This is a genomic window from Actinacidiphila alni, from assembly GCF_900112845.1.
Lineage (GTDB): Bacteria > Actinomycetota > Actinomycetes > Streptomycetales > Streptomycetaceae > Actinacidiphila > Actinacidiphila alni.
Genome location: NZ_FONG01000001.1, coordinates 544,313 through 557,454, shown reverse-complemented (window position 1 = coordinate 557,454; position 13,142 = coordinate 544,313). Strand labels below are relative to the sequence as shown.

The window sequence follows — 13,142 nt, the reverse complement described above, 5'->3', positions numbered from 1 at the left end:
AATCGTGCAACCCCGCCCCGGCGGGCGGGAGTACCTACGGGCAGCCGAGCGCATCGGCACCGTCCGGTACCCCGACACAAGGAGAAGAGTCCGTGGGCCTCAGCCGTATGAAGAAGATCGCCGCCGCGGGCGCGGCCGCGGCGGCGATCGGGGGAATCTCGTTCGGCGCCTCGGCGTTCGCGTCCGAGCCCGGCGCGCACCCGGCCGCGGCCCCGGCGGCCGCCCCCGTGCACAAGGCCGTACACAAAGCCGCGCCCAAGACCACGCACAAAGCGGGACCCGTGCGCCAACTCGTCGCGCGCGGGCGGGTCGACGGCCAGGCGTGGTCGGTGACGCTGGAGTTCCACCCGACGCTGCCCGCCGGGTACACCGTCGAGCCGCCGCCGCCCGGCACGCCGCAGAAGCCGGACCCGACGTCGCTGCTGTGCCAGCGGATGGTGATCGGCGGGGTGCGGATCGACCACCAGGGCGGCCCGTGGGCCGACTGCCAGCCGCTGACCGGCGCGCACGACCCGAGCTGGAGCGGCAGCGAGGGCCTGTGGGGGCTGCACGACAAGGGCACCACCGGTTCGCGGCTGTTCGTCGGCGACAGCGCGCCCGAGGTGGCCTACGGTGTGGTCCGGCTGACCGACGGCGGAAAGCTGACGGGCCGGGCGGCGACCGTCCCCGGCACCGACTACCACGCGTGGGCGGTGGCGGTCCCGGACGGGAAGTACATCGCGTCCGTGGACACCTACGACGCGGGCCACCACCGGCTGACCCACGAGACCGAGTGGCACTGAGACCGGAACAGGAGCGGGGCACCTCTTCGTGCAGCACCCTCGCGACAGCGTGGCCGACGGCGGACCCGACGAGCGCTTCAGCAGGTTCGTCGCCGCCCGTTGGCGTGCGCTGACCCACACCGCGTATCTGCTCACCGGGGACTTCCACGAGGCGGAGGATCTGGTGCAGACGACGCTGGCGCGGGTCTACACGCACTGGCACCGGGTGCGCCCCGACACCGCCGAGCAGTACGTGCGGCGTGCGCTCGTCAACGCCAACCGCAGCCGTTACCGCAAGCGCAGGGTGGTCCACCTGTTGCAGGCGGCGCTGCCCGAGTCCCTGGCCGCCGACGGCGGGGGGCTCGGGGCCGGTGAGGAGCGGGACGCGCTGATCGACGCGCTGGCCGATCTGCCCGAGCGGCAGCGCGCGGTGGTGGTGCTGCGCTACTGGGAGGACCTGCCCGCCGAGGAGGTGGCCCGCACCCTGGGCTGCTCGGTCGGCACCGTGAAGAGTCAGGCGTCCCGCGCCCTCGCCAAGCTGCGCGGGCACCGCGCGCTCGTCGGGCATCCGTTGGCCACGCGACTGGGAGATCGGTGATGACCGCAGAGCAGGACGGCGACGAGCCGGGCGCCGTACGGCTGCGCGCCGCGCTGGCCCGTTCGGTGGCGGCGCGGCCCGCCTCCCCCGCCCCGGTGGAGCGGATCGTGGCGGCCGGGCGGGCCCGGCGCAGGCGGCGCAGGCTGGCGATGGCCGCGACGGCGGCCTGTGTGGTGGCCGCCGCCGTGACCGTACCGCTGCTGCGGTCGGCGCAGCCGGCGCCTTCGGTGCGGCAGATGCCGGCGGACGGCACGCCGTCGGCGACCGCGAAGCCGACGCGTACGCCCGCCACCGAGCCCGTCACCGTGACGGCGGGGCACGGCACGGTGGACGGCACGGCCTGGTCGCTGACCATGGCCTATTACCCGGACGAGAGCGCGCTCCCGGCGGATCTGCCGCCGCCGGACGGGGTGCCGCTGGTGTGCCAGCGGCCGGTGATCGGCGGGGTGCTGGTGGACCATCAGGCGGGGCCGTGGGCGGGATGCGATCCGGTCGGCGGCCCGGACGACAGCAGTTTCGGCGGCGAGATGGCGCTGCGCGGCCTGCACGACAAGGGCGCCTCCGGCACCCGGCTGTTCGTCAGCAACACCGGTCCCGACGTGTCGTACGGGGTGGTGCGGCTGGACGACGGCGGCGATCTGACGGGCCACGCGGTCACGATCCCGGGCACGTCCTACCGGGCCTGGGTGGTCGCGGTCCCGGCCGCCCGCTCCATCGTCTCCGTCGACGAGTACGACTCAGGCCGCCACCGCCTCAGCCACAGCACCGAGTGGCGGTGACGGCGGCGGCCCAACTCCCCCGGCCGGGCCCGCCCGAGGGGCTCAGGAGGCGGTGGGCACCCAGCTGCCGTGCAGGCCGAGCGGCACGGTGGCCGGCAGGTGGATCCGGGCCAGCGGCGCGCCCGTGAAGTCCTGGGCGGAAAGGATCACCAGGTCGGTGGCGCCGCGCTCGGGGTTGTGGACGTAGGACAGCACGTAACCGTCGTCCTCCGTCCTGGCGTTGTCGTGCGCGGGCACGAACACCGGCTCGCTGACGGCGGCGTCCTTGGCGAAGCGGTGCGTCTGGGTGGTGCCGCGCTCCAGGTCGTGCTTGATCAGCGCGTTGGTGAAGCGGGTGTCCGGGGGCACGCCGTCCAGCGTCTCGTACGCCGTCCACATCGCGGCGGCCGTGGCGGCGTACCCGTAGCGGTGCTTGCGGGAGACCAGGCTCTCCCTGATCCGCGGGAATTCCTGCGGGCGGTCGTCGATCCGGGTCCTGCGGGCCCTGCCGTGCTCCAGGTCGATCGTGGTGCGGTCCAGGCGCGGTGTGCCGAGCGCGAAGGGGCCGTCGCTCCAATGGCCGCGGCCGGCGGCGGAGAAGGGCGTGGGGAAGGTGATGTAGTCCAGCACCACCGAGCGGCCGTCGTCGTAGGCGTTGAGGGTGTGCGAGTAGTACGAGCCGGCGTCGGCCTCGAACCAGCGGACCCGGCCGCCCCTGCGCGGCATCACCCCGATCCGCGACGGGTGCTTGTCGTTCCAGACGTACGGCACCAGCGCGCCCGCCTCGGCGGCCGCCGCGTCGAAGGTCACCGGGGTGTCGAAGATGATCACATAGCGTTCGGTGAGCGCGAAGTCGTGCATCATCGGGCTGTCGGCGACCGGGATCCTGGTGGTCCGCACCACCCGTCCGGTGTGGTCGATCACCAGGTGCCGCACATGGTCCCAGGTCGGGTAGTACGTGATCGCGTGCAGTTCGTCGGCCCGCTCGTCGTACTTGGAGTGCGCGGTGAACGCCTCGCTGAGGGTGCCGCCGAAGTCGTAGGGGCGGACGGTGTTCAGCTCCTCGTCGAGTTCGTACGGCATCGGGCCGCTCTCCTGGACGGCGAGCACCTTGCCCTTGTACGGGATGACGTGGGTGTTGTTGGGGAAGTCGTTGTCGGGGACGGGGCCGTGGTAGGGCTCGCCCAGCTTGGCGGCGACGCTCGAGGACCGGATCCAGCGGTTGCGGTACCACTCGGCGCGGCCGTCCCTGATCCGTACGCCGTGCACCATGCCGTCGCCGAGCATCCAGTGGTGGGTGCGCGGGTCCTCGAGGCCCAGCACATTGGCGCCGTTGCGCAGATAGCGGCCGTCCAGGGCGGCCGGGATGCGGCCGGTCACCGGCAGGTGGTGGGCGGTGATCTCCTGCGTGGCCGGGGCGAAGGCGCCCTTGAGGAAGGGGTAGGGCGTGAAGTCGCCGCGGCCCGCGGCACTCCGGCCGGCCGCCGCGCCGGAGCGGGCCTGCGCGCCGGTCGCGCCGTGCAGCAGGGCGAGGCCGCCGGCCGCCGCCGCGGCGCCGCCGCGCACCATGTTCCTGCGTGTGCAACCCGTGAGATCCGTCATCGCTGCGACTCCCCGTCATCGACCGGTCCGGTCCGCCACCGCGGTCACGGTGACGTGATCGACTCTCCCGCGCGGCGGGGTCCCGGGTCATTGCGGCCCGCATCCGAATCGAGGTGGTGCCCGGCACCGCACGCGCAGGGTGGAAAAGGTGCCCGGGCCACTACAGAAAACTCCACCCCGGAACTCCCCCGGTGGATTCCCCGGAGAAATCACGAGCACCCGCCAACGCGGCCGGGGGCCGCGACGGTTGTCGCGGCCCCCGGCTTTTCGCGGGTCCTGCCGGCCGTACCGGCAGCGGAACTGACGGTGGGTCAGTGGTGCCCGTGGCCTCCCGGCTGCTGGGCGAGCAGTTCGACCTCGGCGAGCGTGGTGGACGCGTCGCCGCCGTTCGCGGTGACCACCAGGCGGTACGAGGTGTACGTGCCGGGGTGGTCGATCTCGAACGGCCGGGTCTGCAGCCGGCTGTCGAAGGTCTGGCCGCTCCTGGAGTCCAGCGTGCGCCAGTGCTTGCCGTCCGTGGTGCCCTGGAGCTGCCAGCTCTTCGGGTCCTGGGCGGCGGTGCTGCCGGAGGTCAGGGTGTAGAAGGTGGCCTTCTGCCCGGACTTCTTGGCGGTGTCACCGGCGAAGGTGTACTGCACGGTCGGGTCGGCGGCCGGGAAAGTGACCGCGGTCTTCGAGGTGTTGTCGAAGAGCTTGGTCACATCGGTGCCGTCGGCCGCGGTCGCGGTGCCCTGGTCGGCGCCGGTCAGGTCGGCCAGCGGCTGCGGGGTGTCGCCGGACTTGGTCAGGGACGGCGGCAGCGCGTTCTTGCCGGTGCCCCAGTTCGACGGCCTGGAGCCCATGGTGAAGTCCAGGCGGGCGCCCGACTCCAGCTGACTCTGCGTCAGGTACACCTTGTTCCACGGCTTGCCGTTGACCCGCAGCGACTGCACGTAGATGTTCTTGCCGCTGTTGTTCGGCGCGTTGACGACGATGCTGCGGCCGTTGTCCAGGTGGACGGTGGCCTTGGTGAACAGCGGGGAGCCGATCACGTAGTTGTCGTTGCCGACCTGCAGCGGGTAGAAGCCGAGCGCGCTGAAGATCTGCCAGGTGGCGGTGGCGCCGTTGTCCTCGTCGCCGGGGAAGCCCTGGCCGATCGAACTGCCGGTGAACAGCCGCTGCTGGATCTCGCGGATCGCGGCCTGGGTCTTGGCCGGGGCGCCCGCGTAGTCGTACATGTACGGGATGCCGAACGACGGCTGGTTGCTCAGGCCGAGTTCGCCCATCCGGACGTCGCGGGCCTCCAGCATCTCGTGGATGGTGCCGCCGTAGCCGCCGGCGTCACCGTCGGCCGTCTCCTGGGTGCCGAAGAAGGCGTCGAGCTTCTTCTCCAGGCCCCTCTGGCCGCCGTAGAGCGCGGCGAGGCCGTTCGGGTCCTGCGGCACGGTGAAGGCGTAGTTCCAGGCGTTGGTCTCGGTGTACTCGTTGCCCCACTGCTGCGGGTCGTAGGAGGCGTCCGGGACGCGCCAGGAGCCGTCGGCCTTGCGGCCCTCGAAGAAGCCGACATTGGAGTTGAACAGCGTGGTGTAGTTCTGGGCGCGGCCCAGGAAGTACGCCGACTCCTCCTGGTAGCGCTCGCGGTCGGCCTTGGAGGTGTGCGGGGCCTTGGCGAGCTTGGCGGCCATCTGGCCGATGCCGTAGTCGTTGATGTAGCCGTCCAGCGACCAGGAGACGCTGCCGTCGACCGAGGTGTTGGTGTAGCCGTTGAACACCGAGGTGTCCAGGCCCTTGCGGCCGACACCGCCGGCCGTCGGGAAGACGGTGGCGTTCTTCACGGCAGCCTCGTAGGCCGCCTTGGCGTCGAAGTTGTCGACGCCCTTGGCGAAGGCGTCGGCGAAGGCCACGTCGGAGCTGGTGCCGGTCATCAGGTCGGCGTAGCCAGGCGAGGACCAACGGGCGGTCCAGCCGCCGTCCTTGTACTGCTGCACGAAGCCGTCGGCGAGTTCACCGGCGGTCTTGGACTCCAGCAGCGAGTAGGCGGGCCACTCGGTGCGGTAGGTGTCCCAGAAGCCGTTGTTGACGTAGACCTTGCCGTCCACGATCTTCGCGCCGGTCTGGGTGGGCGTGCTGGTGCCGGTGGCCTTCGAGAACGGGCTGGCGTACTTGTACACCGGCTTCGCGGCCGTCCCCGTGTTCTCCGCACCGGAGTTGGGGTAGAGGTTCATCCGGTACAGGTTCGAGTACAGCGTGGTGAGCTGGTCCTCGCTCGCGCCCTGCACCTCGACCTTGCCGAGCTTGGCGTTCCACTGCCGCTCGGCGTTCTTCTCGACGGTGTCGAAGGACGTGCCCTGCGGGATCTCCAGGTCCAGGTTCTTCTTCGCCTGGTCGGCGCCGATGAACGAGGTGGCGATCCGCAGCGTCACGGTCTTGGAGCCCGAGGTGTCGAACTGGGCGTAGCCGGTGACATTGTCGCGGCCCTGGCCGGTGACCTTGGTGGCCGTGCCGGGCGTCTTGTCGAACTCGCCGTGCACGTACATCCGCGTCGCGGCCTCGCCGCCGCCGATGTTGACGTCGGAGTAGCCGTCCAGGGTGCCCTTGGCGGCGTCGAAGGTCAGACCGCCGTTGTTGTTGACGTTGTCGAACAGCACGTCACCGGTGTCGCCGGGGAAGGTGAAGCGGAATTCCGCGGCGTGGTCGGTGGGCGCGATCTCGGCCTTGATGCCGTTCTTGAAGGTGACGCCGTAGTAGTGCGGCTTGGCGACCTCGTCCTTGTGGTCGAAGGCCAGCGCGCGCTTGCTCCGGTTCAGGTCCGGGGTGCCGGACGCGGCGGACGGCATCACCTGGAAGGTGTCGCGGTCCCCCATCCAGGGGCTCGGCTCGTGGCTGATGCCGAGCGCCTGGAGCGTCGGCAGATTGTCGTCGTTGTTCTGCGCGGCGTAGCTGTACTCCCAGCTGGTCGAGCCCGCGTCGGTGACCGGCGTGAAGAAGTTGAAGCCGTTCGGGACGGCGGTCAGCGGGAGGTTGTTGCCGCGCGAGAAGGAGCCCGAGGCGTTGGTGCCGCGCCGGGTGTCGACGTGGTCGGCGTAGGTCGCCGAGCGGTCCGGCGCCGGGGCGGTGCCGATGGTCAGGTCGTCGATCCACCCCTTGAACTGGGTGTTCGAGCCCTCCTGCGCGGTGCCCGCCGGGTTGTCGTAGCCGAGCAGGATGCGGTCGATCGTCTTGCCCGCGGCCACCTTGCCGATGTCCGAGGCGACGGCGTTCCACTGCGAGGCGTAGAGGATCTTCGCGGCGCCCTGGCCGTTGGGGCTGAGCGTGACGCCGTTCTGGTCCTGCGCCGGGGTCCGCAGCTTGCTGAGGTAGCTGCCGTCGGTGAAGTGCAGGTCGATCGAGGCGTACGTGCTCGGGTACTTCAGGTCCCCGCCGGTCAGCTCGGGGAAGATGTCGTACGACAGCCGGGTGTCCCGCTTCACCGGTATGTGCACGTCGTACAGCTTGTTGTACGCGTGCACGGCGCCGGACTGGGTGTGGCTGCCCGCGTACTCCAGTGCCTTGAGGCCGGTGAAGCCCACGCTCGGCTTGACGTTGGGGCCCGAGGACGGGCCCTTGCCGACCTCGGTGGTCATGCCGGAGACCGGCGGCGGGAGCGCCGAGCCGTCGGACAGGATCAGGTCGGCGAGCTGCACGATGTCGCCGCTGGTGTTGGCCGTGACGTTCAGCCGGTAGTAGCGGTACGCGCCCGGGTCGGCGACCTCGTAGATGTTGCTCTTGAACCGGCCGGCGAACTTCACACCGCTACGGGTGTCGACGGTGGTCCAGTCGGTGCCGTTGGCCGAGCCCTGGAGGGTGAAGTCCTTCGGGTCGCGCTCCGGCGAGTCGTTCGCCGCGGTGAGCGCGTACTTCTTGACCGTCACGTCCGCGGACAGCTTGTACTGCACCCAGCCGGTACTGGCGAAGGTCAGCCACTTGGTGTTGGGGTCCTCGTCGGCGGCGTTCTTCGCGACCTCGTTCGGCGGGTTGTCCGAACTGGCCGTGACCTCGGCGATCTTGTCCTTGATGCTGCCGGCCAGCACGGGCAGGGTGCCCGCGGTGACCCCGGAGACGTCCGGGTTGCCCTTGGCGTCGGTCTCGGCGGTGTCGGTCCAGGTCGGCTGCGCGTCACCGGACTCGAAGGACGTCGTGAAGGCGGGGGCGGGCGTGCCGCCGCCGGACTTCGCCGTGTCCGCGTGCGCGAGCGCGGTGACGGGCACGGTCAGGGCCATCGAGACCGCGCCTGCCAGCGCGGTTCTGGTGAGGGTGCGGCGCAGTGGGCCACGTCTCATGGGTGTTGCCTTTCTCCTTGCGGCTCCGGGGTCCTGCTCGGAATGCCTCATGCGTCACGCCCGCTGACCGCGTACAGCGCCAGCCGGGTGTCGTCGGGAAGGGTGAGGGAGACCGCGGTCTTCGTGCGGTCCAGCGGCACGGCGAGGTGCCAGATGTTGACGCCGACGCCGTCGCGCGCACCGGTCTTGTCGTACCGGGTGTCGGCGTGGATCGCGGTGTCCTCGCCGAGCCGGGGGCCGCCGGCGGCCCAGTCGGTGGCGGTCAGGGTCACCGGCGCGGAGCTGCCGTCGGCGTAGTGCACGGTGGCGGTGCCGGTCACGTCGCCGTGGTGTGCGGTGAGCAGCACGTCGAGCGCGGAGTAGGCGCGCTGCACCAGCGGCACGGTCTGGCCGTGCGCGGTGGCGAAGTTGGCGGCGCTGCCGGTGGTGTCGGGGAAGGTGTAGGCCCGCCCGCCGAGCACACCGGGCCCGGGGGCCGGCAGCTCCTCGGCGGGGAAGCTGGTCCCGGTGCCGTCGAAGTCGGCGCCGGTCGCACCCGCGGTGCTCACCCCGTCCACGTCGTACTGCGCGGACAGGTCCTGCGCGCAGAAGCCGCTGCTCCCCTCACAGCTGGAGGTCGCCACCGACACCGGTACGGTCCTGGTCGCCGTGGGGCCGCCCTTCTGGGTGACCTTGACGGTGACCTGGTAGGTGCCGTCGGGTGTGCCCTTGGGGACGGTGAGCCGCACCGGCACGGTGTGGGTGGTGGGCAGGGTGCCCGAGTCGACCTTGAAGCCGGTGCTGCGCGGCTGCGCGGTGAAGCCCTTGGGCGCGCTGACGGTGACCGTGCCGTACGCCTTGCCGGGCGCGGTGAGGATCGCCGAGACGTCCAGCGTCGTGCCCTCGCTGCCGGTCAGGACGCCGGGCGCGGCCGGGGAGACCGAGGCGGCGGTGTGCCGCACGGTCGGGTAGACGTGGTCGGGCGCGGGCGGTCCGTCGTGCTTGCCGGTGCCCCAGTCCGACGGCGTGGAGCCGACGGTGAGGGCGAGGTCCTTGCCCGCCCGGATGTCGGCGGTGCTGATGTACGTCGTGCGCAGCTTCTTGCCGCCGAGCCGCGCGGACTGGATGTAGCGGTCGGTGTCGCTGCTGCCGGGCGCGGTGATGCTGAGCTTTCCGCGCGGGTAGTAGTGCCGGTCGAGGGTGAGGTCGACCTTGTCGAAGATCGGCGTGGACAGGCCCCACAGGTCGGTGCCGGGCGTCGTCGGGTAGATGCCGATCGCGGAGAGCACCTGCCAGGACGACATGGTGCCGAGGTCGTCGTTGCCGGTGACGCCGTTGGGCGCGTTGGTGAACAGGGTCAGCGCGGCGTGCACCACGTCGGTGGTCTTCCACGGCTGTCCGGTGGACAGGTACGTGTAGGGCGCGCTGAGGTCCGGCTCGTTCTGCGGGTTGTACTTGTCCTGGTTGTAGTACGAGTAGGGGCCGTTGACCCAGACGTCGCGGGCGGTCCCGGCCGGGTCCTTGAGCAGCTGGTCGTACGCGAAGAAGGAGTCCAGGCGGGTGTTGGCGGTGTCGGTGCCGCCGATCAGGCCGACCAGGCCCGGCACGTCCTGCGGCACCAGCCACATGTACTGCCAGGACGTGCCCTCGTGGAAGCCGACGCTCGCGGCCGGGTCGTCCGGGCCGACGAAGGCGCCGTCGTTGTCCCGGGCGCGGAAGAAGCCGGTGCTCGGGTCGAGGATGCTGCGGTAGTTCTGGCCGCGGGCCAGATAGCGGCGGGCGTCGGCGCCGTGGCCGAGCGACTGCGCCATCCCGCCGACGGCGGCGTCGGCCAGCGCGTACTCCAGCGTGGCGGACGGGCCGTGCTGGTAGTCGTTGTCGCCGGGCTTGCCGGGCCTGGCCGGGTCGTACGGCACATAGCCGTTCGCCAGGTACTCGACGTCGGCCTGCCGGCCGGCGGCGGGCGAGGAGGCGGGCGGCACGGTGTCCACGTGCTTCTTCAGCGCCCGGTACGCCTCTTCCTCATGGCCCTTGAGCAGCCCCTGCCGGTAGGCGTCCACCAGGAACGGGGTGACCGGGTCGCCGGTCATGATGTTGGTCTCGGCGGTCGCGTAGCCCCAGCGCGGCAGCTGCCCGCTCTCGTCGGCGACGCGCAGCAGCGACAGCGCCATGTCCCGGGACTCCGCGGGCGCCAGCAACGACAGCAGTTGCTGCTGGGTGCGGTAGGTGTCCCACAGCGACCAGTTCTGGTAGTACGTGATGCCGTTCGCCGGGTGCACCTTGTCGTCCCAGCCGGTGTAGCGGCCGTCCACGTCGCTGCCGACGTTCGGGGCGAGGAAGGAGCGGTAGAGCGAGGAGTAGAAGGTGCGCTGCTGCTCGTCGGTGCCGCCCTGCACCCGGATCTGGCCGAGCCGTTGCTGCCATGCCTGCCGCGCGGCGGCGGCCGCGTGGTCGAAGGTGCCGCCGCCCTCGGCGGCCAGATTCTTCGCGGCGCCGTCCGGGCCCACCCACGACAGCGAGGTCACTGCGGTGACCTGCTGGTCCTTGGTGGTGTCGAAGCGCGCGTAGGCGCCGCCGAGCCCGGTGGAGGTGGAGGTACGGCTGCCCGCGGTCACGGTGCTGCCGTTCCAGGTGCCGAAGGAGGTGAAGGGCCGGTCGAAGCGGGTCTGCGTGTACACCGTGTACGGCTGGGTGTCCTGGCAGAAGCCGCGGCCGGTGATGGTGGTCAGCACCGTACGGTCGTCGATCACGGTCACCTTGCTGCTGGTGATCTGGTGCAGCGCCTGCCCGGAGTTGAGCAGCACGTTCGCCTGGTCGGTCGCCGGGAAGGTGTAGCGCTGCCAGCCGGTGCGGGTGGTCGCGGTCAGCTCGGCGGTGATGCCGGTGCCGAGCTTCACCTTGTAGTAGCCGGGCGACGCGGTCTCGTCGGCGTGGCTGAACTGCGCGGCGTAGGCGGCGTCGTCGGTGCTGGTGATCGCGCCGGTGGTGGGCAGGACGGGCAGGTCGCCGCCGAGCCCGCAGCCGACACCCGACAGGTGCACGGAGCTGAAGCCGCGGATGTGGTCCTGGTTGTAGTCGTAGCCCGTGTTGTGGCCGGTGTCCGGGGAGAGCTGGACCATGCCGAACGGCACGGCGGCGCCGGGATACGTGTTCCCGTCGTTCTGCGTGCCGATGAACGGGTTGACCAGGTGGGTCAGGTCGCCGTCCGCCGACGCGGCGGAGCCGCCGGCGGCGTGCGCGCTCTGCGCGGGCAGCGTCGCCGCCCCTGCCGCGAGGAGTGCGGTGAGCGCCGCGACCGCCGCGGAGCGCAGCCGCGGCATCCGTGGAGTCATTGTGTCCTCTACTCCTTTGACAACGTTGTCAGAGCACACCTGGGATGCAGGTGAGGGGCGGCACGGGGGCATGCCGGTGAGACGTTCAGGAATCTTGTCCCGAACCCACCCCGGCGTCAATGGTGCAGCGCTGACGGATCGTTGACAGGGTGCGTTTCGCACCAATGGCGGGCATTCATTGGTCAATCACTTGAAAACGCCCCGCGGCGGCGTGGCGCTCCGCGCGCGTCGCCGCGGCTTCCGCGTGACCTAGCCCGCTAGATTGCTAGCATTGGCGGCGTGGCAGACGATGACGTCAAGCAGTTCAACGTGTACCTGCCGATCGGGCTGATCAAGCAGGTCAAGCACCGTGCGATCGAGACGGAGCGGTCACTGTCGGCCCTCGTGGCCGACGCGCTGCGCGCGTATCTCGACGAGCCGGAGGAGCCGCGCGGGGCGCGGCGACGGACGAGCGACAAGGAGACGTGAGATGGCGACGGAAGGCATCGAGGCCGTATTCCTGGAAACCCACAATTGGGGCAAGGCGGCCACATTCTTTCAAGGGCTCGGCTATGAACTGGACTTCGCCACGGATCATCATTCGGGCCAATTGCGCAACGCCGTGGGCCCGTCCCTCTTCATCGCCGAGGTGCCGGAGGGACAGGAGTTGCGGGAGCCACGCCTGGTGCTGAAGGTGCCCGACGGCGACGCCTTCCGCGCGGCCGCGGGTGTGGAGGTCGTCGAGCCCTTCACGGAGACGCACTTCGGGACGCGTGAGATGACGGTGCGTGATCCGGACGGGCGGCTGTGGAGCCTGCAAGCCCCGCTCGGGGGCGCGTGATGGATGGCCCGGACCTTGGGACGGGTGCGCCCGACAGCACGGCCGTACGGGTCGCCCTGTGGCGGGCCGTCCACCTGCTCAGCGATCCGCCGCCGCACGTCCTGGAGGACGGGATCGGCCTGCGGCTGGCCGACCCGGAGGACGGCTGGCGGCAGCGCGGCGACATGGACCCGGACGGCACCAGCCGCTACCGCGCGGGCGTCCTGGCCCGGGCCCGCTTCATCGAGGACCTGGTCCTGGAACGGCTGGCCGCGGGGGTCGGGCAGTACGTGCTGCTCGGCGCCGGCCTGGACACCTTCGCGCAGCGCAGGCCCGATCTCGCCGACCGGCTGCGGGTGTTCGAGGTCGACCGGCCGGAGCCCCAGGAGTGGAAGCGGCGGCGGCTGGCCGACCTCGGCCTCGACGCCCCCGGCCGCCCGACGTTCGTCCCGGTCGACTTCGAGGGCGCGGACTCCTGGTGGGACCGGCTCGTGGCGGCCGGTTTCGACCCGGCCCGGCCCGCGGTCGTGGCCTCGGCAGGCGTCAGCATGTACCTCACCCACGAGGCCAACGCGGCCACCCTCCGCACCCTGTCCGCCCTCGCCCCCGGCTCCACCGTCGTCATGACCTTCCAGCCCCCACTGGGCCTCCTCCCCCCGGCCGAACGCGCCGTCCGCGCCGCCGCCGAACGCGGCGCCCGCGCCTCCGGCACGCCCTTCATCACCTTCTACTCCCCCGCCGAGGCCCTCACCCTCGCCCGCACCGCCGGCTTCCCCGACGCCCACCACGTCTCGGCGACGGCCCTCAACGAGCGCTATTTCGCGGGGCGGACGGACGGGTTGCGGACGTCGAGCGGAGAGGAGTTGCTGGTGGCGGGGGTGTGACTGCCCGGTCCGGCTCTTACGCCGCAGCCGGGGCCCACCCCAGCGAGGTGAGCGCCGGCATCGGCCGGAGCGAGCCCCCGTCGAGTGGGCTCAGGCGACGCTGACACCCGCGCACACCAGGCGCCCCGCCC

Annotated in this window: 8 protein-coding genes and 1 pseudogene; 6 read left to right on the top strand and 3 right to left on the bottom strand. The window is 71.3% G+C overall.

The genetic code is table 11. The features are described 5' to 3' along the window. Positions 1 to 92: 92 nt before the first annotated feature. From BM076_RS02285 to BM076_RS02275, 3 genes are read left to right on the top strand one after another with little or no spacing between them, the layout of a single operon-like run. The gene (locus tag BM076_RS02285) at positions 93 to 782 is read left to right on the top strand and encodes a hypothetical protein (protein ID WP_143120503.1); all 690 of its coding nucleotides are present in this window, start codon (positions 93 to 95) and stop codon (positions 780 to 782) included. Positions 783 to 810: 28 nt separating this feature from the next. Further along, a complete protein-coding gene (locus tag BM076_RS02280) occupies positions 811 to 1,359 on the top strand; it encodes a SigE family RNA polymerase sigma factor (protein WP_245795648.1) in 549 nt (182 codons plus the stop codon). Further along, positions 1,359 to 2,138: a hypothetical protein gene (locus tag BM076_RS02275; protein WP_093711576.1), complete on the top strand. Its 780-nt coding sequence runs from the start codon at positions 1,359 to 1,361 to the stop codon at positions 2,136 to 2,138. The genes BM076_RS02280 and BM076_RS02275 overlap by 1 nt, the downstream gene beginning before the upstream one ends. 42 nt (positions 2,139 to 2,180) lie before the next feature. Here BM076_RS02275 and BM076_RS02270 read toward each other — a convergent pair whose 3' ends face one another. The 3 genes and pseudogenes from BM076_RS02270 to BM076_RS02260 form a co-directional block, all read right to left on the bottom strand. Continuing rightward, positions 2,181 to 3,719 (bottom strand): carotenoid oxygenase family protein, encoded by a 1,539-nt coding sequence (locus BM076_RS02270; RefSeq protein ID WP_093711575.1) that lies wholly within the window; start codon positions 3,717 to 3,719, stop codon positions 2,181 to 2,183. 311 nt (positions 3,720 to 4,030) lie between these two features. Then, a complete protein-coding gene (locus BM076_RS02265; protein ID WP_093711574.1) occupies positions 4,031 to 8,017 on the bottom strand; it encodes a GH92 family glycosyl hydrolase in 3,987 nt (1,328 codons plus the stop codon). A 962-nt stretch (positions 8,018 to 8,979) separates the two neighbouring features. Continuing rightward, positions 8,980 to 11,316 (bottom strand): annotated as a pseudogene (locus BM076_RS02260) (GH92 family glycosyl hydrolase); the annotation flags it as partial. Between the two features lie 291 nt (positions 11,317 to 11,607). Here BM076_RS02260 and BM076_RS02255 point away from each other — a divergent pair. Genes BM076_RS02255 through BM076_RS02245 form a run of 3 tightly spaced genes read left to right on the top strand, consistent with a single transcriptional unit; the run spans position 11,608 to position 13,011 of the window. Beyond that, complete coding sequence (locus tag BM076_RS02255) at positions 11,608 to 11,796, top strand: ribbon-helix-helix protein, CopG family (protein ID WP_093711572.1); 189 nt, start codon at positions 11,608 to 11,610, stop codon at positions 11,794 to 11,796. A gap of 1 nt (position 11,797) precedes the next feature. Continuing rightward, positions 11,798 to 12,148, top strand: coding sequence for a VOC family protein (locus BM076_RS02250; protein WP_093711571.1), 351 nt, complete (start codon positions 11,798 to 11,800; stop codon positions 12,146 to 12,148). Continuing rightward, complete coding sequence (locus BM076_RS02245; RefSeq protein ID WP_093711570.1) at positions 12,148 to 13,011, top strand: class I SAM-dependent methyltransferase; 864 nt, start codon at positions 12,148 to 12,150, stop codon at positions 13,009 to 13,011. Before BM076_RS02250 ends, BM076_RS02245 begins: the two co-directional genes overlap by 1 nt. Positions 13,012 to 13,142: the final 131 nt, after the last annotated feature.

What these genes read in the sequence shown, in the direction of transcription:
- BM076_RS02275 (WP_093711576.1), top strand. Translation starts at nt 1,359, where the DNA reads ATGACCGCAGAGCAGGACGGCGACGAGCCGGGCGCCGTACGGCTGCGC.
- BM076_RS02270 (WP_093711575.1), bottom strand. Translation starts at nt 3,719, where the DNA reads ATGACGGATCTCACGGGTTGCACACGCAGGAACATGGTGCGCGGCGGC.
- BM076_RS02265 (WP_093711574.1), bottom strand. Translation starts at nt 8,017, where the DNA reads ATGAGACGTGGCCCACTGCGCCGCACCCTCACCAGAACCGCGCTGGCA.
- BM076_RS02250 (WP_093711571.1), top strand. Translation starts at nt 11,798, where the DNA reads ATGGCGACGGAAGGCATCGAGGCCGTATTCCTGGAAACCCACAATTGG.
- BM076_RS02245 (WP_093711570.1), top strand. Translation starts at nt 12,148, where the DNA reads ATGGATGGCCCGGACCTTGGGACGGGTGCGCCCGACAGCACGGCCGTA.